Annotated in this window: 22 protein-coding genes and 2 pseudogenes; 13 read left to right on the top strand and 11 right to left on the bottom strand. The window is 62.6% G+C overall.

All coding sequences use genetic code 11. The features are described 5' to 3' along the window. Positions 1-100: 100 nt before the first annotated feature. The 5 genes from IVB54_RS23895 to IVB54_RS23875 are packed head-to-tail and all read left to right on the top strand — an operon-like array spanning position 101 to position 5,043. Complete coding sequence (locus IVB54_RS23895) at positions 101-1,120, top strand: ABC transporter ATP-binding protein (protein WP_018459409.1); 1,020 nt, start codon at positions 101-103, stop codon at positions 1,118-1,120. A 58-nt stretch (positions 1,121-1,178) separates the two neighbouring features. Next, a complete protein-coding gene (locus tag IVB54_RS23890) occupies positions 1,179-2,432 on the top strand; it encodes an ABC transporter substrate-binding protein (protein WP_018459408.1) in 1,254 nt (417 codons plus the stop codon). A 45-nt stretch (positions 2,433-2,477) separates the two neighbouring features. After that, complete coding sequence (locus IVB54_RS23885; RefSeq protein WP_018459407.1) at positions 2,478-3,398, top strand: sugar ABC transporter permease; 921 nt, start codon at positions 2,478-2,480, stop codon at positions 3,396-3,398. Beyond that, positions 3,395-4,204 (top strand): carbohydrate ABC transporter permease, encoded by an 810-nt coding sequence (locus IVB54_RS23880; protein WP_026233799.1) that lies wholly within the window; start codon positions 3,395-3,397, stop codon positions 4,202-4,204. The genes IVB54_RS23885 and IVB54_RS23880 overlap by 4 nt, the downstream gene beginning before the upstream one ends. After that, positions 4,204-5,043, top strand: a complete 840-nt coding sequence (locus tag IVB54_RS23875) for an endonuclease/exonuclease/phosphatase family protein (protein WP_085385585.1) — start codon at positions 4,204-4,206, stop codon at positions 5,041-5,043. Before IVB54_RS23880 ends, IVB54_RS23875 begins: the two co-directional genes overlap by 1 nt. Positions 5,044-5,212: 169 nt before the next feature. On the opposite strand, the gene IVB54_RS23870 is transcribed toward IVB54_RS23875, so the two are convergent. Then, complete coding sequence (locus tag IVB54_RS23870) at positions 5,213-5,350, bottom strand: hypothetical protein (protein ID WP_018459404.1); 138 nt, start codon at positions 5,348-5,350, stop codon at positions 5,213-5,215. Positions 5,351-5,388: 38 nt separating this feature from the next. After that, positions 5,389-6,492, bottom strand: a complete 1,104-nt coding sequence (locus tag IVB54_RS23865; RefSeq protein ID WP_018459403.1) for a DNA topoisomerase IB — start codon at positions 6,490-6,492, stop codon at positions 5,389-5,391. 260 nt (positions 6,493-6,752) lie between these two features. On the opposite strand from IVB54_RS23865, the gene IVB54_RS23860 reads away from it, so the two are divergent. Beyond that, positions 6,753-7,577: a ribonuclease HII gene (locus IVB54_RS23860; protein WP_018459402.1), complete on the top strand. Its 825-nt coding sequence runs from the start codon at positions 6,753-6,755 to the stop codon at positions 7,575-7,577. 31 nt (positions 7,578-7,608) lie between these two features. Here the strand turns inward: IVB54_RS23860 and IVB54_RS23855 are convergent. From IVB54_RS23855 to IVB54_RS23840, 4 genes and pseudogenes are all read right to left on the bottom strand, one after another. Next, positions 7,609-7,782 (bottom strand): annotated as a pseudogene (locus IVB54_RS23855) (DNA ligase); the annotation flags it as partial. 238 nt (positions 7,783-8,020) lie between these two features. Beyond that, complete coding sequence (locus IVB54_RS23850; RefSeq protein ID WP_018459400.1) at positions 8,021-8,359, bottom strand: hypothetical protein; 339 nt, start codon at positions 8,357-8,359, stop codon at positions 8,021-8,023. A 64-nt stretch (positions 8,360-8,423) separates the two neighbouring features. After that, positions 8,424-8,687 carry a GlsB/YeaQ/YmgE family stress response membrane protein gene (locus IVB54_RS23845; RefSeq protein WP_018459399.1) on the bottom strand — a complete coding sequence of 88 codons (264 nt, stop codon included), beginning with the start codon at positions 8,685-8,687 and terminating at the stop codon, positions 8,424-8,426. 24 nt (positions 8,688-8,711) lie between these two features. Then, the gene (locus IVB54_RS23840) at positions 8,712-9,170 is read right to left on the bottom strand and encodes a YidB family protein (protein WP_026233798.1); all 459 of its coding nucleotides are present in this window, start codon (positions 9,168-9,170) and stop codon (positions 8,712-8,714) included. A gap of 168 nt (positions 9,171-9,338) precedes the next feature. On the opposite strand from IVB54_RS23840, the gene IVB54_RS23835 reads away from it, so the two are divergent. The 3 genes and pseudogenes from IVB54_RS23835 (at position 9,339) to dusA (ending at position 10,823) form a co-directional block, all read left to right on the top strand. After that, a complete protein-coding gene (locus IVB54_RS23835; RefSeq protein WP_018459397.1) occupies positions 9,339-9,479 on the top strand; it encodes a hypothetical protein in 141 nt (46 codons plus the stop codon). Positions 9,480-9,538: 59 nt separating this feature from the next. Continuing rightward, a pseudogene (locus tag IVB54_RS23830) lies at positions 9,539-9,628 on the top strand (DUF3606 domain-containing protein); the annotation flags it as partial. A gap of 199 nt (positions 9,629-9,827) precedes the next feature. Next, positions 9,828-10,823 carry a tRNA dihydrouridine(20/20a) synthase DusA gene (gene dusA, locus IVB54_RS23825; protein ID WP_018459396.1) on the top strand — a complete coding sequence of 332 codons (996 nt, stop codon included), beginning with the start codon at positions 9,828-9,830 and terminating at the stop codon, positions 10,821-10,823. A 33-nt stretch (positions 10,824-10,856) separates the two neighbouring features. On the opposite strand, the gene IVB54_RS23820 is transcribed toward dusA, so the two are convergent. The 5 genes from IVB54_RS23820 to IVB54_RS23800 form a co-directional block, all read right to left on the bottom strand. Further along, positions 10,857-11,411, bottom strand: coding sequence for a TIGR02281 family clan AA aspartic protease (locus tag IVB54_RS23820; RefSeq protein ID WP_018459395.1), 555 nt, complete (start codon positions 11,409-11,411; stop codon positions 10,857-10,859). A 28-nt stretch (positions 11,412-11,439) separates the two neighbouring features. Then, a complete protein-coding gene (locus tag IVB54_RS23815; protein WP_018459394.1) occupies positions 11,440-11,643 on the bottom strand; it encodes a DUF1289 domain-containing protein in 204 nt (67 codons plus the stop codon). Between the two features lie 44 nt (positions 11,644-11,687). Further along, a complete protein-coding gene (locus IVB54_RS23810) occupies positions 11,688-13,283 on the bottom strand; it encodes a HAMP domain-containing sensor histidine kinase (protein WP_018459393.1) in 1,596 nt (531 codons plus the stop codon). A 137-nt stretch (positions 13,284-13,420) separates the two neighbouring features. Beyond that, a complete protein-coding gene (gene nhaD / locus IVB54_RS23805) occupies positions 13,421-14,698 on the bottom strand; it encodes a sodium:proton antiporter NhaD (protein WP_247776468.1) in 1,278 nt (425 codons plus the stop codon). A 22-nt stretch (positions 14,699-14,720) separates the two neighbouring features. Continuing rightward, positions 14,721-15,593, bottom strand: coding sequence for an NAD(P)-dependent oxidoreductase (locus tag IVB54_RS23800; protein WP_026233796.1), 873 nt, complete (start codon positions 15,591-15,593; stop codon positions 14,721-14,723). Between the two features lie 182 nt (positions 15,594-15,775). On the opposite strand from IVB54_RS23800, the gene IVB54_RS23795 reads away from it, so the two are divergent. From IVB54_RS23795 to IVB54_RS23780, 4 genes are all read left to right on the top strand, one after another. Beyond that, on the top strand, positions 15,776-16,213 hold the full coding sequence (locus IVB54_RS23795; protein WP_018459390.1) for a VOC family protein: 438 nt from the start codon (positions 15,776-15,778) through the stop codon (positions 16,211-16,213). Between the two features lie 53 nt (positions 16,214-16,266). Further along, a complete protein-coding gene (locus tag IVB54_RS23790; protein ID WP_018459389.1) occupies positions 16,267-17,409 on the top strand; it encodes an Mrp/NBP35 family ATP-binding protein in 1,143 nt (380 codons plus the stop codon). 218 nt (positions 17,410-17,627) lie between these two features. Next, a complete protein-coding gene (locus IVB54_RS23785) occupies positions 17,628-18,719 on the top strand; it encodes a TRAP transporter substrate-binding protein (protein WP_018459388.1) in 1,092 nt (363 codons plus the stop codon). A 383-nt stretch (positions 18,720-19,102) separates the two neighbouring features. Continuing rightward, a complete protein-coding gene (locus tag IVB54_RS23780) occupies positions 19,103-19,447 on the top strand; it encodes a hypothetical protein (protein WP_085395846.1) in 345 nt (114 codons plus the stop codon). Positions 19,448-19,460: the final 13 nt, after the last annotated feature.

Here is a 19,460-nt window from a genome sequence, read left to right as displayed (position 1 = left end):
CGCATGGACCGGTCTGTCTGCGGTGAGCGGCGTTGCATTGGTCCGTTGCAGCGAGCCGTCGCCAGCGGCGTAGCTGCATCACGGTGAGAGCGAACAGGCCATGTCAGCGATCACGCTGAGTCATGTCTCCAAGTTCTGGGGCGCGATGCGCGCCGTCGATGACGTCAGTCTGACGGCGAACGAGGGCTCGCTGCTTGTGCTGCTGGGACCGTCCGGCTGCGGTAAGTCGACCACGCTGCGGCTGATCGCCGGCCTTGAGGATGCTGATGCCGGTACGATCGCCATCGGCGGCGTCGACGTGACCCATCTGACCCCGGCGCAGCGGAATATCTCCATGGTCTTCCAGTCCTATGCGCTGTTTCCGCATTTGAGCGTAGCCGAGAACATCGTCTTCGGACTGCGTGTGCGTCGCGTGTCGCGCGCGGAACGAGACGAGCGGCTCCGGCGTGTGGCCGAGATTGTTGGCCTTGCGCATCTGCTTGAACGCAAGCCGTCGCAGCTATCTGGCGGCCAGCGCCAGCGGGTTGCACTGGGACGAGCCATCATTGCGGAAGCGCGGGTCTGCCTCATGGACGAGCCGCTTTCAAATCTGGACGCCAAGCTGCGGCATGAGATGCGGACGGAGATCCGCGCCCTGCAACAGCGGCTCGGAATGACGATGGTCTACGTGACCCACGATCAGACCGAAGCCATGACGATGGCGGATCGCGTCGTGCTGATGCGCGATGGTCGTATCGAGCAGAATGGCACACCAGAGGAGCTATATAACCGGCCGGCGACGGCATTCACGGCGCGGTTCATCGGCACGCCGCCGATGAACCTGTTGCGCCAGGGTGATCATCTCATCGGCATCCGGCCGGAGCATATCCGCATCGTGTCGGGCGGGGACCGTTTTGCGCGCGTCAGGGCGATCGAGCATCTTGGGGCCGACAGCATCGTTCTGTGCGAGGTCGATGGTCAGCCCATCTCGGTGCGGCTCGAAGGTTTCAGCAAGGTTCGGCCAGGCGAGGATGTCCGGATCGCGTGGGAACCCGGGCTCGAGCATCGGTTCGATTCAAGTTTGGAAACTCGCTTGGAGACCATCGTCACAGAGGGCCAGCGGGCGATATCCGGTCGATAGCAGCGGCTGTTTCAAACGCAGTAACGAAGGAGATTGTCCCATGTTTGCGCGACGAACGATGTTGATGGCAGCGGCGTTTGCCGTACTCTCGATGGCTGCACGCCCGGCCGCCGCGGTGGATCTGACCATGTACTATCCGGTCGCGGTCGGCGGTCCCGTCACCAAGATCATCGACGACATGGTCTCGCGCTTCGAGAAGGACAATCCCGACATCAAGATGACGGCGGTCTATGCCGGCAACTACACGGATACGATGACCAAGGCGATGACCGCCATGAAGGGCGGGCAGCCGCCGCAACTGTCGGTGTTGCTGTCGACCGACGTGTTCACGCTGATGGACGAGAACGCGATCGTGCCGTTTGACGATCTCGTCGGCGACAAGGCCTGGTTCAAGGAGTTCTATCCGGCGTTCATGGCGAACGGGCAGATCGACGGCAAGACCTGGAGCGAGCCGTTCCAGCGTTCGACCATCGTGCTGTACTGGAACAAGGACGCCTTCAAGGAGGCGGGCCTTGATCCCGAGAAGGCGCCGGCGTCCTGGGACGAAATGGTCGAGATGTCGAAGAAGCTGGTCAAGAAGGATGGCGGCAACACGACGCGCTGGGGCATCGAAATTCCCTCGACCGGATATGCCTACTGGATGCTGCAGGCGCTGGCGATCGAGAACGGGCAGAAGATGATGAACGAACCCGGCAACGAGGTCTATCTGACCGCTCCGAAGACGGTCGCTGCCCTCGAGTACTGGGTCGACCTGTCGCGCAAGCACAACGTCGCCCCGGCCGGCAGCATCGATTGGGCGACGCTGCGCAACGATTTCCTCGAAGGCAAGACGGCGATGATGTGGCACACCACCGGCAATCTGACGGCGGTCAAGGACGCCGCGAAATTCCAGTTCGGTGTGGCCATGCTGCCGGCCAGAGAGCGGCGCGGATCACCGACCGGCGGCGGCAATTTCTACATCTTCAAGAGTGCGTCTCCCGAACAGCAGAAGGCGGCCGTCAAGTTCATTCAATGGATGACGGCTCCGGATCGCGCGGCCGAATGGAGCATGAAGACCGGCTACGTGGCAGTGTCGCCGGCCGCCTACAAGACGCCGACGATGGAGGCCTACGCAAAGGCGTTCCCGCAGGCCACAGTTGCGCGCGATCAGCTGGAGCACGCGGTGCCGGAGCTCTCCGTTCATGAGAACGGCCGCATCTACAAGTTCATCGGGGATGCCGTGCAGGCCGCGATCACGGGCGCGCAGAAGCCGCAGGAGGCGCTGGCCTCCGCGCAACAGCAGTCCGACCGCGTCTTGCGCGCCTACAAATAGGGACGTGGCGGGATGGCGCGCCACCGCCATCCCGCCGGCTCACAGATGTCCGACTCCATCGCCTCATCGCCGATTGCCCCGCGCCGCGTCCGATCGCAGGCGTGGTGGAACGCCGTGAATGCCTGGCTGCTGCTGTTGCCGGCGGCCGTCCTGCTGATCGCATTCACGCACTTTCCGATTCTGGCGACGATCCGGCATTCGCTATTCGTCACACGGCGGAACGGCACGGACGCCTTCGTCGGGCTTGACAGCTATCGGTCCATGGCGGCCGATCCGATCTTCTGGAAGGCGCTGGTCAATAATTTCTGGTTCGCGCTCGGCACGATCCCGACCTCGATTGCCCTGGCCCTGGTGATGGCGATCTGGGTCAATCGCAACATACGCGGCCGCGGCTTTCTGCGACTGGCCTATTTCACGCCGACCGTGCTGCCGATGATCGCCGTCGCCAATATCTGGCTGTTCTTCTACACGCCGGATTACGGGTTGGTGGATCAATTGCGCGGCCTTTTCGGTTTCGGCGGCTGGAATTGGCTGGGCGATCCCTCGACGGTGATGGGCTGTCTGGTCGTGATGGTGATCTGGAAGGAGGCCGGCTTCTTCATGATTTTCTACCTGGCGGCGCTGCAGCAGCTCTCGCCGGACCTCGAAGAGGCCGCGTCCATCGAAGGCGCGAGCCGGTGGTATACGTTCCGCCGGATCACGTTCCCATTGCTGATGCCGACCACGTTGTTCGTGACGATCAACGCAGTCATCAACTCCTTCAAGTTGGTGGACCATCTGGTCATCATGACCAAGGGCGGTCCGAACAACGCCAGCACGCTGCTGCTCTACTACATTTATGAAGTTGCCTTCACCTTCCAAGATTCCTCTTACGCGGCAACGCTGACGGTTGTGCTTCTGATGCTGCTGAGCTCGGTTGCGCTGATCAAGTTCGGTTACCTCGATCGCAGGATCCACTATCAATGAGAGGCCGGACACGCCCCATTGAGGCCGTCGCAGCATGGCTCCTGGCTTTGATCTGGCTTGCCCCATTGGCCTATGCCTTTTGGAGCGCGCTGCATCCGGCCGCTTACGCCACGTCGTTCAGCCTGTCCGCGCCCTGGACGCTGGAGAATTTTGCCCGGGCCTGGAACCAGGCGCCGTTCGCTCGGTACTATCTCAACACGGTGGTGCTGGTGACGCTGATCCTGGTTGGTCAGCTCATCCTGTCGACGCTGGCCGCCTATGCCTTTGCGCGCTTCAGGTTCCGGGGCAGCGGCATCGCTTTCGCCCTCGTTCTGCTCCAGCTGATGATCATGCCCGACGTCCTGATCGTCGAGAACTACCGCGCGATCGCAAGGTTGGGATTGCTCGATACGATCCCTGCGATCGCGCTGCCCTATCTCGCGAGCGCCTTCGGCATCTTCCTGCTGCGGCAGACCTTCAAGGGTGTGCCCCAGGAGTTGGTCGAAGCCGCGCGGGTCGAGGGAGCGGGTCCGCTCGGAATCCTGTGGCGGGTCTATGTCCCGCTGGCTCGCCCGACCTATGTCGCCTTTGGCCTCGTCTCCGTCAGCTATCACTGGAACAATTTCCTGTGGCCGTTGATCGTCACGAATTCGGTGGAAGCGCGGCCGCTCACCGTGGGGCTTGCCGTGTTCGGCGCGCCTGAGACCGGCGTGGATTGGTCAGTGATCACGGCGGCAACCGTGATGACGATGGCGCCGCTGCTGATCGCGTTTCTGCTGTTCCAGCGTCAGTTCGTCCAGTCATTCATGCGTGCAGGCATCCGTTAATGAGACTTCTCACCTGGAACATACAGTGCGGAAAGGGCTGCGACGGCGTGACCGATCTGGCAAGGATCGTTGCCGTCGCCCGACAGACGCTCGATGCGGACGTGTTCTGCTTCCAGGAGGTGAGCGCGAACTTCTCGAGATTTGGTGATGGAGCGGATCAGAGCGAACAGCTGGCAGCCCTTTTGCCCGGCTACTCCGCAATATTCCGGCCCGCGATCGAAACTGTCGATCCTGATGGCAACCTCCATCGCTTCGGTAACATGACGCTGTCGAGGTTGCCGGTGCTGCAGATTGCAAACCATCTGCTGCCATGGCCCGCCGCAGCCGCGGTGCGGAGCATGCGCCGTCACGCCCTGGAGGTGACGGTTCAGGCCTCGTTTGGCGTGGTCCGCGTCGTCAACACGCATCTCGAGTTCCATTCGGCCGGCCAGCGCGAGGCACAGATCGCTCGCCTGCTGGATTTGCAGGAGGACGCGTCAATGAGTCCGAAGCAGGCCGGCTCCCGGCACGATGAGCCGTATGAAAGTCAGACCGTCGCGGCGTCGAGCCTGCTGTGTGGTGATTTCAATTTTGACGTTGCCGACCCTCAGCACGCATTGATTGCCCGATCTGGCCGGCCTGGTCTGGCGTATCGGGATGCATGGACCGCCGATCGTCCCGGCCGCGCGCGTGCGCCGACTTGCGGAATCTACGACCGCGCGCAGTGGGCCGAGGGGCCCGACTGCCGCGACTTCATTTTCGTGACGGAAGATTTGACCGGCTACGTTCGCAGCATCGAGGTCAACGAAGCGACGGATGCATCCGATCACCAACCCATTGCAATCGAAGTTTCGGAATAGAGGAATAGAGGAGCTACTAAAAAGTTGTCGTTGCAAGGGGGGCTTCCTCGGTCTACATCGCGATACGTCTGAACTCGGTCAAACACGCCACGATGAACGCGACGGCGGCTGACCCCAAAGCCCCGCCTGAATTTATGCACTCTGGCAGGTGGGCCAACACGTGATTGATTCAGAAGGCGTCCAATGCCCTTTTACGTTTGGCCGAAAGCGCGAAGGCGGCAAGCAAGCCGACAATAACAAGCACGCCGGCCAGCTTCTGTTCGCCTTCGACAGCTTCCGGCACCTGCCGAGGCGTGCGCGCAAGCATCGAGGAGGACGCGGGCGTCCGGAGACTGGTACGCGAGGCTAGGCGGGCGCCTTCAGAGAATTGAGACGCTTGCGGAGAAATGCCAGCACCACGATCTCGTCGGGAGTGAGCTTGGCGTACTGGCGCTTGAACTTCTGCGCGATCTTGGCATCAATCATCTTCACGAGGTCACCAGACATGTAGGCGTTCAGGACTTCCGGGTGCACGTAGCACTTGCGGCAGATCGCCGGTGTGTTGCCGAGCTGCTTCGAGACGCTTTCGATGGCGGCGACGACGTTGCGCTTCGCCTCGGCCTGGCTATCGTACTTCTTGAATTCGGTCAGGGCCAACGCTGCCAGAACCGTTCCCGCCCAAGTCCGAAAATCCTTGGCACTGAAGTCCTCGCCCGTGATATCCTTGATGTAGGCGTTGACGTCGCCGGAATCGACGGTGCGGGGCTGTCCGTCGTCGTCCAGGTACTTGAAGAGCTCGTGTCCGGGGATCTCCGCGCAGCGCTTCACGATCGCGGCTATCCGCTTGTCCTCGATGCGAAGCTTCCACTGTTTGCCCGACTTGCCCGTAAAGTCGAACCGAAGGACGCCGCGCCCGACCGCGACGTGCTTGCGGCGCATAGTGGTGAGCCCGTAGGACTTGTTTTTCTCGGCATACTCGGCGTTGCCGACCCGGATCAACGTCTTCTCCAGAAGACTGGCGATCGTGGCCAGCACCTTCTCGCGGGGCAGTCCGTCCCGCTTCATGTCGGCGGCGACCCGCTCCCGCAGCGCTGGCAGCGCGGCCGCGAACTGGATGATGTGCTCGTACTTGTTCTGGTCGCGCAACTCGCGCCATTTTGCGTGGTAGCGGTACTGCTTGCGGCCACGCGCATCGAGCCCGGTTGCCTGGATGTGGCCGTTCGAAGACGGGCAGATCCACACGGATTCGTAGGCCGGCGGGATGCCGATTGATTTGATGCGTCGGATGACGGCGGCATCGGTGATGCGCTTGCCGTCCTTGTCGTAGTAGCTGAAAGTGGTTCCAGTCCGCTTGCGCGTGTACCCCGGCGCGGAGTCGCTGACATACCGGAGGCCTTCTTCCGCGATGGTGGCCGCGACCCCCGCGGTGCGGTCCAGAACCTCTTCTTCGTTGCTGGTTTGTCGGAGCATGGGCCGGTCCCCTCGGAAGCACCCTGGGATCGAGGCTCCACTCATTCTAAAGGGATGAAGACACCGGTTGGTTCCGCTCGGAGGTCGGTGGACGCGAGGTGTGGATCAGTGGCCTCCAGAACAGCGGGACCTCAGATGGAGAGCCGGTCCGGTTCTTTCGACAAGGCGCTGCGCAGTCGATGACGGCATGGTCTAGCTTCAGACAATCGCCACAAATTTCACCGACACGCTTCCCGCAGTCAATCTTCAGGAAGGCCGCCATGTCCCAGTATTCACTCGATGAATTGCGGCGGCGCTATGTCGTCGAGAAAAGACCCCTCGAGGCCAGCGTCGAGCAGGTCTTACGGGCCGACGCCCGCGCGGGAGCCCGTGCCATCCTGGCTTCCATCGATAAACGGCGCTCCGAAAACAGGTCCGAAGGGCAGCGCCTGCGAAAGATGCTCCGCTTCGAGACCTCTCTCTGGGCAAGCGGCCATCATATTGTGGCAGGCGTGGACGAGGCGGGAATGAGCCCTCTCGCCGGGCCAGTCTCCGCCGGCGCCGTGATCCTGAAACCCGGCACGCGGATAATCGGAATTGACGACTCGAAAAAACTCGATGCCGCCGCTCGCGAAGAACTCGCGAAGGAGATCAAGGAAAAGGCAGAGAGTTGGTGTGTGGCATTCGTCGAGGTCGAGGAGATCGACGCGATCAACATCTATTGGGCAGGCATCCAGGCGATGCAGCGTGCGGTCCGGGGGCTAGGGTTGGCGCCGCAGCACTTGCTGATTGACGCGAAGCGGTTGAAGGAAATCGAGATCCCTCAGCAGTCCATCATTAAAGGCGACGCCAAGTCCGCCAGCATCGCCGCCGCCTCCATCCTCGCGAAAGTCGAGCGCGACCGCATAATGCGGACGCTCGATGTGCGTCACCCCGGCTACGGATTCGCGGATCACAAGGGCTACCCGGTGCCGGCTCATTATCAGGCGCTCGCCAGGCTTGGTGCATGCGCAGCTCACCGGAGGTCGTTCGGACCAGTACGCAAGGCCCTCGGACTGCCGCCCCTGCCGCCGTGGCCTTCGGCATCCGAGCGCACCGCTGGTTGAACTCCTGGGGTCCACGTTTCGTCTCGGCGTACTATTTTCGCGGCCATTTCTTTTCGCGAACGACGTCCTTGGCCAATTTGTCCGACCTCAGGCCGAGATAGACCGGCTGGCGCAGCTCGCCCTTGCTGGTCCACTCCGCTAATTTCACTTCCACGACCAACGAAGGATGCACCCAGGTCGTGACCCGCTCATCCTTTACTTTGGCTGCGGTGCTTGCTGAACGCGATCAGCTTGTGGCGCGGCAGGAGGGCCTTGAGCCGGTGCTTGCGCTATAGTTCGGCCGACATCGTCAGCCCGCAGGTCCGTCAGGGCGACATTTAGGCGTTCACCTATAATCGTCAGCAGGCCAAAGGTCAGCGCGGGCGAGAACAATGAAGGCAGGGGCGATGAATGCGCAGCTGCAACATTCGTTTGCGGCTGCGCCTGTTCGAAACGTTCAGACATCACGTTTTCGGACTTGGCTGAAGCATAGGTGCGGCTTGAGGAGTTTGGGGAGGTGTCGGATTGCTCTGCTGCTGAAGCGCCGCGGGGTCGCCGCCCGCATGAGGAACGCACGTACCGATGTTGCTGAGCAGGCGTTTGGCCTGGAGGTCGCGCACCTTCGTGTATTCGCGTCTTCGCTCGATATTCGCGGCGGCCCATCGGTCCCAGACTTCGAAGGCGTCGGTATAATGTTTCCGCATCTGCTCCTCGGCGGCAAGGCAATCGGCGAACTTGTCGAACACCAGGTCGGTGTTGACCGGGGTCATGCCTCCTACCAGGACAACGAGCATCCATTTCATCTTGCCGATCGCCTTTCACACCGGGCGAATTCTCCGCTGACGCGCAGAATTCCGTGCACTGTGGTTAGATGGCCCGACGGCTGCGACCGGCTACAAAACCGTAGACGAAAAGCACGATGATGGCGCCTACCACTGCCCCCACTAGTCCTGCGCCTTCTCCTGGCCGGTACCAGCCGAGAGATTGGCCAAGATAGGTCGCAACGAACGCGCCCACTATTCCCAGGATGGTGGTCAGGATGAAACCCGAGGGCTCGTTGTCGCCGGGCATGATGAACTTCGCGATGACGCCTGCGATGAAACCGATGATGATCGTCCAGATGATGCTCATGTCTCTCCCTCGATCGCTGTGGTGTTATCCCGCCGATGAAGCCGGAAGACGTCCATCAGGCGTGTATTTGTCCACGGCAGTCGGAAGCTCTCGGGACAAACGGTCGAGAATCTCCTGCTGCGACAAGCCGGTCTGCTGCTCCAGTTTTTGAAGGACGTCCGGACCGATAGCCTGCTGGAGTTCGGGCGGGGTGACTTCGCGGTTCGGCCCCTGATTGATCCAGGATTGAGCCACATCGCCTTGCCCGTTCTGCCTGAAGTGCTCGAGCAATTCGCCGATCCCGCCGTTCAGCAGCGAACCCACGCCTCCGGTGCCCGCTAGGCCGCCAAGGCTGCCGAGCATGCCGCTCAGGGAATCCTTGGCACCCGCCGGCTGGCCGGAGGTCGCATTGCGAAACATGTCCGCCAGCTTGTCCCGATTTTGATACCCCGCGATTGCGAGCATACCCAAGAGGGCGGTCATCGATGGCATTCCGCGGCTCATTTTCGGCTCCTGAGTTCAACGATCGGCAACCAACCTACGCTGGGCTGAGAAGTTCCAAGTTTTCCCGAGCCGTGGGTTTTAGGAGGATCTAGAGAAGCATCTGCAAGAAAACGGGAGCGGGCTCCGGGCGAAAGTCCGGAGCAAACCAGCTCGCGCGACGTGCGCCAAATGGCCGCTTTGCTCATGCGGCGCGACGAAGCCTTCGTGCAGGCGGTCGAGGAACTGAAAATGGAAAAGCCCACCAAGTTGGAGCCGCGATGCTGCGTCGCTCGCGTTCGTTCGGCCTCGCGCTCGCAACAGCTTCTTTGAAGGAACTCGCGATTCCTTGAAGCGTCGCACCGCGATGAGTTTCGCGGACGGAGGAGCAGATGGCAGCGAAGAAGGAGACCGCACGGGGACGCAAACAAGATCGCGCCCGCGTGGCTAACGGCCAGGACTACGAAGTGCGATACGATTCCTCCTGACTTGAACGCGCCAGCTGCCCGACTTGAGCTTCTTAAAGGTCGGCACCGCGTGTGCGCTCCACCCGGATTTCATGTGCGCTAGTGTGCACCGGGAGATCAAACGCGGTACAAACGTGTGCAATTTTGGCTAGTTTGGAGTGCACACGTGTGCACTTGTTCCTGCTCTAGTCCATTGTAAGGATAGGATAACTACTTGGAATATCAAGAATATCGCTTTTCCGTGGCGCCCATGATGGATTGGACCGACCGGCATTGCCGGGTGTTCCACCGTCACCTGACGAGGCGGGCGCTGCTCTATACGGAGATGCTGACCACTGGCGCCATCATTCATGGTGACCGGAAGCGGCTGCTTGGGTTCGACCTAGTCGAGCACCCGGTCGCGCTTCAACTCGGCGGGTCGGACCCACGCGAGCTGGCGCTGGCGGCGCGGATCGGCGAGGAGTTCGGTTATGACGAAATCAACCTCAACGTCGGCTGCCCCTCCGACCGCGTGAAGGACGGCCGTTTCGGCGCTTGCCTGATGGCAGAGCCTGATCTCGTGGCGAGGTGCGTCGAGGCGATGAAGGGTGAGGTGGCCGTGCCCGTGACCGTGAAGTGCCGCATCGGGATCGACGACCAGGATCCCGAAGTCGCGCTCGACAACCTTGCGCACGCAGTCGTTGACTCCGGCTGCGATGCGCTGATCGTACATGCCCGGAAAGCATGGCTCAGCGGTTTGTCACCAAAGGAGAATCGCGACATCCCGCCGCTCGACTATGATCGCGTCTATCGCCTCAAGCGCGCGATGCCGGATGTGCCTGTCATCATCAACGGCGGCATCCCCGGTGTCGACGAGGCAAGGGCACATCTCGATCACGTTGACGGCGCGATGCTTGGACGAGCCGCCTATCAGGAGCCGTGGCGGCTGCTCTCGGTCGATACCGACATTTTCCGCGAGGCGGCGCCGCATGCCTCGATGCAGGATGCGCTCGAAGGGATGGTGCCCTACATCGAACAGCAGCTCGCGCGCGGCACGAGGCTGCACTCTATGGCGAGGCATTTCGTCGGCGCATTCCACGCCGTCCCCGGCGCGCGCGCCTTCCGCCGGCATCTTGCCGAGCAGGGGGTGAAGCCGGGCGCTGGCCTCGAGGTGCTACGCGAAGCGATTGCGCGTGTCGGTGCGCGCGCACCGGCGGAGGCGGCGGCCTAGCCGTAATCGCATGACGAGCCGGATTGCAAGAGTCTAGTCGACTGCCAGGCGCGAGCGGCGGCGACTGGTCTGGAGCTCCGGATAACCCGTGAGCATCAGCCTGTCGGCGCGCACGCCCCAGCTCTCCAGGCGATCGAGGAAGCTCATCCCGAGCAGGTTGGTCTTCATCTGCCCGCGCTGTACGACGAGGGCTGGCACCGATTTCTCGACGAGGTGACCGACGGAGAGGCGGTCGATCGTGAGGCGGGCCGCCTTGGTATGACCGCCCGCGGTTTCGAGATCGACGTCGTATTCGAGCATCTCGAGCGGCAGCCCGATCGCCTTCGCGGTTTCCCAGGTCAGCACCACCGAGGTCGCGCCGGTGTCAATGACCATCGGTGCGGCCACGCCGTTGATCTTCGCGCGCAGCGCGAATTCGCCGCCCTGGCCGCGCGGAATCTGCACGGCGGGCGCGGGCGCTGCGGTCTGCGTGCGAAAGATATGCGAGACCTTGCTGCTTGCGCGCGCGATCTGGTCGGAATCGCCATAGGCGACGACGGCACCGGCCGTGCAGGCGAGCATGATGAAGACGAGCAGAAAGCGGATCATTGCGCATTTCCAGATGCGCGCCGACCGGTCAGGTGTGTTTCGGCGATCCCGCGATGGGCGGAAGTCCAGCCTGATTCATGCGCGCCGGCAACAGCGCCATGAGGGCGAGCCGCTCCGCGCTCTCCATGGCGTGCCAGCGCGCGATCTCCGGCAATGTGCGTCCGCAGCCGAAGCACAGCCTGGTCTTGGGGTCGATCATGCAGACCGCCACGCACGGCGTTTCTTTGCTCATTGGGGCATAGTGGCGGATGGTCGGGCATGTCTGCAAGCATCTCGTTACGAGCCCGTACCCGCGCTCATGATCGGCTTGCGGCGGGGCCGGCGCTTCTCGTCCGCCACCGCGGAACTCTCGGGTTGGAGCGGCGGAGAATCATCCGACATCGGCGCCAGCGCGCTCATCACGCGCTCGGGCGGGAAGGTGACGATCACTTCGGTGCCGATGCGCAGCTTCGATTTCAGCGTGAATGTACCGCCATGCAGGTCGACCAGATTCTTGGCGATCGGCAGGCCGAGACCGGCGCCCTGTTCGGCCGACTTGATCGAATTGGAACCTTGGCCGAACGATGCGAGCACGACCGGGATCTCGTCCTCGGGAATCCCGGAGCCGGTGTCCTTCACCGAGAGATATTGTCCGCCTGAGGCCGTCCAGCCGGCCTTGAGCCAGATCTCGCCGCCCTGCGGAGTGAACTTGATCGAGTTGGAGAGCAGATTGAGCACGACCTGGCGGATCGCGCGCTCGTCGGCCCACAGCCGCGGCATCGCCTGCTCGAACACCTCGTGGATGGTGATGCCACGGCTCGAGGCGCGCAGCTTCATCAAATGATGGCAGTCGGCGACGATGCCGACCAGCGAGACCGCTTCCTCGTTGAGCTCGTAGCGGCCAGCCTCGATCCGCGACAGATCGAGGATCTCGTTGATGAGGTTGAGCAGGTGGACGCCGGAATTGTGGATGTCGGCCGAGTACTCCTTGTAGACCGGCACGGCATGCGCGCCGAAAATCTCGCTCTTCATCACTTCCGAGAAGCCGAGGATTGCATTGAGCGGCGTCCGCAGTTCGTGGCTCATCTGCGCCAGAAAGCGCGACTTGGCCACATTGGCGGATTCGGCGCGGTGGCGCGCTTCGTCCGAGATCGCCTTGGCTTGTTCGAGCTCGCCGATCAGCGCGTCCTTCTCGGCCCGCGCCTCGAGCGTGGCGAAGGTCGAAGAGTGCAGGCGGTGAGCCAGCAACACGAAATAGCCTTCGGCGGCGACGGCGAGCGCGGCCAGGATGTAATTATCCAGCGAGCCAGTCATCACGAAGCTCAGCGCCATCGCGACCGCGACCGGTGCGGTGGCGGCGAGGGCGGCGATCGGCAGATTGGCGGCCAGCATGCTTGATACTGCGATCACCAGCAGCATCAGGAACATCATCAGCGTTTCCGTGATCATGTCGAGCACGGGATGGATCAGGATCGCCATCCAGCAAAGGCCATAGAGCAGGTCGAGCACGACGAAACGCGTCTGCCATGCGCGCGTTGCCGCGGGCGAGGCGGGCTCGGCCAGGAAGCGGTGGCAGCTGCGGATCATTGCGGCATGAATGCAAAGCATGCCGGCGGTCCAGGCCGCGGCCGGGATCGGCTGCATCCACAGCCCAAACAGCACGCCTGTCGCGACCACAAGCAGCATCACGACATAGGAGGCCGACAGCCGCGTCTGGGCGTACTGGCGCAGCATTTCGGCATCGAAAGCCGGCCGGGTTCCACTGGTCGACGTTAACTTATCGCGCGCCTCGCGCACCCGCTGTGCCGCAGCCCGGCGATGGCTCGCCGACGGCACGCTCACCGGCTCGGCCGGAAGCTGCACAACCTCGGGCTTTTCAGCGGGTTTACTCATCGCACAACAACAATTCCTGCCCGCGCGGGACGGGCCTTCTGCATTGTCTATCTCTGGCAAGAAATCCTTAAGAGGTGACTTAAGGAGCTAAAGAATTACGTTAACCCGGCGTTAATTTTGGATCCGGCGTGAGCCGCTCAATGCAGCGCCGCGTGCTGCGCGATGTACACCACGGCGCCCGCCAGATAGCCGGCGAGCGCGGGAACGGCGATGCGGCGGGCGTACCAGAGGAACTCGATGCGCTCGAGCCCCATGGCGGCGACGCCTGCGGCCGAGCCGATGATCAGGATCGAGCCGCCGGTTCCGGCGCAATAGGCGATGAACTCCCAGATGAAGCTGTCGGGTGGATAATGCGCGAGGTTGTACACGCCCATCGTCGCGGCGACCAGCGGCACGTTGTCGATGACAGCACTGAGCAGGCCGAGCACGATCACGATGATGTCCTGTCGGCCGATCGCGGTGTCCAGCCATTTGGCCACCATGGAGAGCAGGCCGGCATGTTCGAGGCAGGCGACCGCGAGCAAGATGCCGAGGAAGAATACGATCGAGCCCATGTCGATCCGCGTCAGCGCATTCGCAAGCGTGAGGGGACCGCGGACATGCTCATCCTTTTTGCGATGAACGATCTCGCCGACCAACCACACGATGCCAAGCCCGAGCAGGACGCCCATGAAGGGCGGCAGGTGCGTGACCGTCTTGAAGGCGGGCACCGCGATCAGTACGCCGAGTCCGAGATAGAACATCACGTTCCGCTCGAACGGATCGACGCCCTGCAATCCGTCCTCTTTCGGCGGTGGTGCGATGGTCTTGCCCTTGAGTGAAAAGCTGATGAATGCGAGCGGCACCAGCAGGTTGAGCAAGGAGGGCAGGAACACCGCGCTCATGATTTTCAGGGGCGAAATCTGTCCGCCGATCCACAGCATGGTCGTGGTGACGTCGCCGATCACGGTCCATGCGCCGCCGGCATTTGCGGCGATGACGATGAGGGAGGCGAACAGCAAGCGGTCGTCGCGCTTGGCGATCAGCCGCTGGATCAGCGAGACCATGACGATGGTGGTGGTCAGATTGTCGAGGATTGCACTGAGGAAGAAGGTAACGAAGCCAATCAGCCATATCAGACGGACCTGGCTGGTCGTGCTGATGCGGGAGGTGATGACCTCGAAACCGTCATGGGCGTCGATGACCTCGACGATGGTCATCGCGCCAACCAGGAAGAACACGATCTGCGCGGTGGCAGCGACGGACTCGTCAAGCTGACGGCCGACCAGCGTGTGGTCGCCGGTCGCGAGCGCGTAGATTGTCCAGAGCACGCCCGCGCCGAGTAGCGCAGACGCGCTCTTGTTCACCCCGATAGGATGCTCGAGCGCGATCGCCGCATAGGCGAGGATGAAGATTGCGGCGAGTGCGGTCAGCAAGGCAGGATCACTTCGTGAGGTGTCAGCGATTCAGGCGCGCGAGCAGGCTCGATGTATCCCAGCGCTTGCCGCCCATCTTCTCGACCTCGGCGTAGAACTGGTCGACGAGCGCGGTCACCGGCAGATTGGCGCCATTGCGACGGGCTTCGGCCAGCGAGATCGAGAGATCCTTGCGCATCCATTCGACCGCGAAGCCGAAATCGTATTTGTCCTCGTTCATGGTCTTGTAGCGGTTCTCCATCTGCCAGGACTGCGCGGCGCCCTTGGAGATGGTTTCGATCACGGCGGCGACGTCAAGGCCACTTTTCTTGGCGAAGTGAATACCCTCGGAGAGGCCCTGGACGAGGCCGGCGATGCAGATCTGGTTGACCATTTTGGTCAGCTGGCCGGAGCCGGCGGGCCCCAGCAATTTGCACATCCGCGCATAGGCGCCTGTGATGATCGGCTCGGCGCCGGCATAGGCGTCCTGCGCGCCGCCGCACATCACCGTCAGCACGCCGTTCTCGGCGCCGGCCTGGCCGCCGGACACGGGTGCGTCGATGAACTTGAAGCCGGCCTTGGTCGCGGCCGCATCGAGCTCACGCGCGACCTCGGCGGAAGCGGTGGTGTGGTCGACGAAGGTTGCACCCTTCTTCATGCCGGCAAACGCGCCGTCGGCACCGATCGTGACCGCGCGCAGATCGTTATCGTTGCCGACGCAGCACATCACGAAATCCTGGCCCTCGGCCGCGGCCTTCGGGGTCGCCGCGGTCTTGCCGCCGAACTTGTCCGCCCACTCCTTCGCCTTGGCCGCGGTGCGGTTATAGACGGTGACCTCATGGCCCCCTTTTTTCACGAGGTGTCCGGCCATGGGGAAGCCCATCACGCCGAGACCGAGGAAAGCGACTTTAGCCATCTGTAGTACCTTGTCCGTAGTTTGGGTTTTACGGTTCTTGCCGGGCGAGGGCCGTCCGGTTCCGCCATTGCGGCAGATCGGGCGCACCATAAACCCTTGAGGCCGGAGGGCAACGGGTTCGTTTGGCCCCCGCCTGTGTTAGGATGGTGGACCTAAGGACTTCAAAAAAAGGGAGCGAAGGCATGGGCGGCGTAAGCGTGGGCGTGCTCGATCATTTCAATGTCCGGACCCGGAATCTGGCCGAAACCGTCCGCTTCTACGAGGACGTGCTGGGCCTGGAAAAAGGCGCCCGGCCGAATTTCGCCTTCCCCGGCGCCTGGATGTACAGCGAGGGAAAGCCGGTGGTGCACCTCGTCGATATTTCTCCGACTGCCGAGCCACAAAAGCCGGATTCCGGCGTTGTCCACCACGTCGCCTTCGCCAGCCGCGGGTTTGACGGCATGAAGCAGCGGCTGGCCTCAAAGGGGATGAAGTTCGACTCCCGCCAAGTGCCCGGCGGTGAGCTCTGGCAGATCTTCGTCCACGACCCCAACGGGGTCATGATCGAGCTCAACTACGAGGCGGCCCTGGAGCAGGGGGCCGCGCCCGCCGAGATGGCTGACGATATCGGCAGGCAGTAGCCTTTTGGGCGTTTCCGCTCTAATGGGGCATCTTGAATTCTAGGAGATGCGCTTTGAGCGTGACGCAGCAACAGGTTCTCGACAGCCTCGCCAGGATCAAGTCGCCCCGCGGGGTCGCGCTCACCAATGCCAATGTGCTGAGCGCGATCAGCGCGGCCGACGGCAAGGTGTTCTTCTCGATCAATGTCGATGCCGCCGAAGCGCGAGCCTGGGAATCCGTCCGGGCCGAGGCCGAGGCCGCGGTGCGCGCCATTCCCGGCGTCACCACCGTCATGGTGGCGCTGACCGCCGAGCGGAAGGCCGGCGCGGCGCCGCCACCGCCGCCAACTCCCAGCCGCGGCACGCCGGGCGTGCAGCCCGTCCACGCCCACAAGCCGCCGCCGCAGGGCGGCGCCCAATCGCCGATGGCGCGGCAGTCCGAGATTCCGGGCGTCGCGGCCGTGATCGCGGTCGCCTCGGGCAAGGGCGGTGTCGGCAAATCCACCACCGCGCTCAACCTGGCACTCGGTCTGCGCGATCTCGGCCTCAAGGTCGGGCTGCTCGATGCCGACATCTACGGCCCATCGGTGCCGCGGCTGACGGGCCTGCACGAGAAGCCGGAGCTGAACGACGAGCGCAAGATGATTCCGCTCAGGCGCTTTGGCCTGGCCATCATGTCGATCGGCTTCCTGGTGGAGGAAGAGACCGCGATGATCTGGCGCGGGCCGATGGTGATGTCGGCAGTGACGCAGATGCTGCGCGACGTCGTATGGGGCCAGCTCGATGTGCTCGTCGTCGACATGCCGCCAGGCACCGGCGATGCCCAGCTCACGCTGGCGCAGAACGTCCCTTTGAAGGGCGCCGTGATCGTCTCGACCCCGCAGGACCTCTCGCTGATCGACGCAAGGCGGGGGCTTGCGATGTTCAAGAAGGTCAACGTGCCCGTGCTCGGCATCGTCGAGAACATGAGCTATTTCCAGTGCCCGCAATGCGGCACGAAATCCGACATTTTCGGCCATGGCGGCGCGCGCCACGAGGCCGAGAAGCTCGGGGTACCATTCCTGGGCGAGATCCCCCTGCACATGGCGATTCGCGCCACCTCGGATGCGGGCACGCCCGTAGTGGACAGCGAGCCGGATGGTCCCCATGCGGCGATCTACCGCGCCATTGCGGGACAGGTGCGGGACCAGCTCAAGGGCGTCATCGCCGCGGCCTAAGCGGATCCAAGCCGATCCCTTGAAACCAATACCTTGGGGACATGCGACTTTCGTAGAGCCCTGTCATGCCAATGTCGCGTTTCGAAAGCAGGGCTTCCGTGTTAAAGGCCCACGGCAGTCAAGCCCCTTCGGTTCGACGCGGCCCAAGAACGCGTCGCCGGAATGAGCGGCAGCAAAGAGGAAGTTAGGGGAAACGCCCCAACAAGGAGAGACTGAAGATGAAGCGTCGTGATTTCCTGAAAGTGTCGGCAGCCGGCGCGGCGGCGACCGCCGCGGTGGCCTCGCCGGCGATCGCGCAGTCCTCGCCCGAGATCAAGTGGCGCCTGACGTCGAGCTTCCCGAAGTCGCTCGACACCATCTATGGCGGTGCCGAGCAGATGGCGAAGTACGTCGCCGAGATGACCGACAACAAGTTTCAGATCCAGGTCTTCCAGGCGGGTGAAATCGTCCCGGGCCTGCAGGCGCTGGATGCGACCCAGAAGGGCACCGTCGAGATGTGCCACACGGTGTCGTATTATTACGTCGGCAAAGACCCGACCTTCGCGATTTTCGCGTCGGTGCCTTTCGGCCTGAATGCACGCCAGCAGAATTCCTGGCTGTACCAAGGCGGCGGCAACGAGCTCGCCAACGAGTTCTTCAAGAAGACGAACGTGGTGGGCTTCCCCTGCGGCAACACCGGCACCCAGATGGGCGGCTGGTTCCGCAAGGAGATCAAGACCGTTGCCGACCTGTCGGGCCTGAAGATGCGCATCGGCGGCATTGCCGGCCAGGTGCTTCAGAAGGTCGGCGTGGTGCCGCAGCAGCTCGCCGGCGGCGACATCTATCCGTCGCTCGAGAAGGGCACCATCGACGCGGCCGAATGGGTCGGTCCCTACGATGACGAGAAGCTCGGCTTCGCCAAGGTCGCCAAGTACTACTACTACCCGGGCTTCTGGGAAGGCGGTCCGACCGTTCACGCCTTCGCCAACATCGACAAGTGGAACGAGCTGCCGAAGAACTATCAGGCGATCCTCACCAACGCGACCGTCAACACCAACACCTGGATGGCCGCGCGCTACGACATGGTGAACCCCGGCGCGCTGAAGCGTCTGGTCGCCGGCGGAACGCAGCTTCGCCCGTTCACCAATGAGGTTCTGGAAGCCTGCCTCAAGGCGACCAACGAATTGTGGGGCGAGATCTCGGCCAAGAATCCCGACTTCAAGAAGTCGATCGACGCCATGCAGGCCTACCGCTCCGACGAATATCTGTGGTGGCAGGTCGCCGAATACACCTACGACAGCTTCATGATCCGCTCGCGCACCCGCGGCTGATCTTCGAACAAGTCGCAAGACGACACGCCCGGTCTCGTTCGCGAGGCCGGGCTTTTTCTTTGGGGCGACGCTGCGGAGCGGCGTTGTCGCCGGGGGACGGGCGGGGCCTCCAACAAAAAATCTGAAAAACAACCCCATGCACAGTAGACGAGGGGTGAGAGGACAAGGCGTTGCGAGTGTAGCCAACAGCTTGATGCGATGGGCTAATTGGCAGGCACGCCCGAGCATCGCGCGGTCGAGGGCAACTTCGTATTTTTGGGCGTCAAAGCGGGCAGGCGCGCGTGCTTCAGCGAGATCGTTTGACTCGTCGGGCAAAACAGTGGCATAAAGGCATTATCGCAAAATCCGAAATGAGCGCCTCGGCGGCTGGCCTGGGGTTGATGATGAGCTTCGATCCCGATGAGGTTCAAAGCGCGCTGCGCAAGGCCTGGTCGTTGGCAACCGCCAGTCAATGGACGGCGAGCAATCCGGCGGCAGGGCAATGCAACGTCACCTCGCTGCTGATTCACGAGCTCTTCGGCGGCGAGTTGCTGAGGACGCCGCTGCCGGCCGGCGACCATTTTTACAATCGCATTAGAGGCCGGCGGTACGACTTCACGGCGAGCCAGTTCGATCAGCCGATTGCTTACAAGGATTTGCCCGCAAGCCGTGCCGATGTGGAATTGGGAGCGACAAGCGATGAACTGGCCGAACTCAGAGCCGCTTTTCAGGAGCGTCGTACGAAGTAAAGCCAAGGGCCGA

The organism is Bradyrhizobium sp. CW1 (genome assembly GCF_023100665.1).
Classification (GTDB): domain Bacteria; phylum Pseudomonadota; class Alphaproteobacteria; order Rhizobiales; family Xanthobacteraceae; genus Bradyrhizobium; species Bradyrhizobium canariense_D.
This window is presented reverse-complemented; position numbering and strand designations above follow the sequence as displayed.

Excerpts from the sequence above, each read along its gene's own strand:
- IVB54_RS23835 (WP_018459397.1), top strand. The coding sequence starts at position 9,339 with ATGGCCGCTTTGCTCATGCGGCGCGACGAAGCCTTCGTGCAGGCGGTC.
- IVB54_RS23780 (WP_085395846.1), top strand. The coding sequence starts at position 19,103 with ATGAGCTTCGATCCCGATGAGGTTCAAAGCGCGCTGCGCAAGGCCTGG.
- IVB54_RS23860 (WP_018459402.1), top strand. The coding sequence starts at position 6,753 with ATGTCCCAGTATTCACTCGATGAATTGCGGCGGCGCTATGTCGTCGAG.
- IVB54_RS23785 (WP_018459388.1), top strand. The coding sequence starts at position 17,628 with ATGAAGCGTCGTGATTTCCTGAAAGTGTCGGCAGCCGGCGCGGCGGCG.
- IVB54_RS23810 (WP_018459393.1), bottom strand. The coding sequence starts at position 13,283 with ATGAGTAAACCCGCTGAAAAGCCCGAGGTTGTGCAGCTTCCGGCCGAG.
- IVB54_RS23795 (WP_018459390.1), top strand. The coding sequence starts at position 15,776 with ATGGGCGGCGTAAGCGTGGGCGTGCTCGATCATTTCAATGTCCGGACC.
- IVB54_RS23865 (WP_018459403.1), bottom strand. The coding sequence starts at position 6,492 with ATGCTCCGACAAACCAGCAACGAAGAAGAGGTTCTGGACCGCACCGCG.
- IVB54_RS23845 (WP_018459399.1), bottom strand. The coding sequence starts at position 8,687 with ATGAGCATCATCTGGACGATCATCATCGGTTTCATCGCAGGCGTCATC.
- IVB54_RS23875 (WP_085385585.1), top strand. The coding sequence starts at position 4,204 with ATGAGACTTCTCACCTGGAACATACAGTGCGGAAAGGGCTGCGACGGC.
- IVB54_RS23840 (WP_026233798.1), bottom strand. The coding sequence starts at position 9,170 with ATGAGCCGCGGAATGCCATCGATGACCGCCCTCTTGGGTATGCTCGCA.
- IVB54_RS23870 (WP_018459404.1), bottom strand. The coding sequence starts at position 5,350 with ATGCTTGCGCGCACGCCTCGGCAGGTGCCGGAAGCTGTCGAAGGCGAA.
- IVB54_RS23815 (WP_018459394.1), bottom strand. The coding sequence starts at position 11,643 with ATGAGCAAAGAAACGCCGTGCGTGGCGGTCTGCATGATCGACCCCAAG.
- IVB54_RS23800 (WP_026233796.1), bottom strand. The coding sequence starts at position 15,593 with ATGGCTAAAGTCGCTTTCCTCGGTCTCGGCGTGATGGGCTTCCCCATG.
- IVB54_RS23820 (WP_018459395.1), bottom strand. The coding sequence starts at position 11,411 with ATGATCCGCTTTCTGCTCGTCTTCATCATGCTCGCCTGCACGGCCGGT.
- IVB54_RS23880 (WP_026233799.1), top strand. The coding sequence starts at position 3,395 with ATGAGAGGCCGGACACGCCCCATTGAGGCCGTCGCAGCATGGCTCCTG.
- IVB54_RS23850 (WP_018459400.1), bottom strand. The coding sequence starts at position 8,359 with ATGAAATGGATGCTCGTTGTCCTGGTAGGAGGCATGACCCCGGTCAAC.
- IVB54_RS23885 (WP_018459407.1), top strand. The coding sequence starts at position 2,478 with ATGTCCGACTCCATCGCCTCATCGCCGATTGCCCCGCGCCGCGTCCGA.
- IVB54_RS23890 (WP_018459408.1), top strand. The coding sequence starts at position 1,179 with ATGTTGATGGCAGCGGCGTTTGCCGTACTCTCGATGGCTGCACGCCCG.
- IVB54_RS23895 (WP_018459409.1), top strand. The coding sequence starts at position 101 with ATGTCAGCGATCACGCTGAGTCATGTCTCCAAGTTCTGGGGCGCGATG.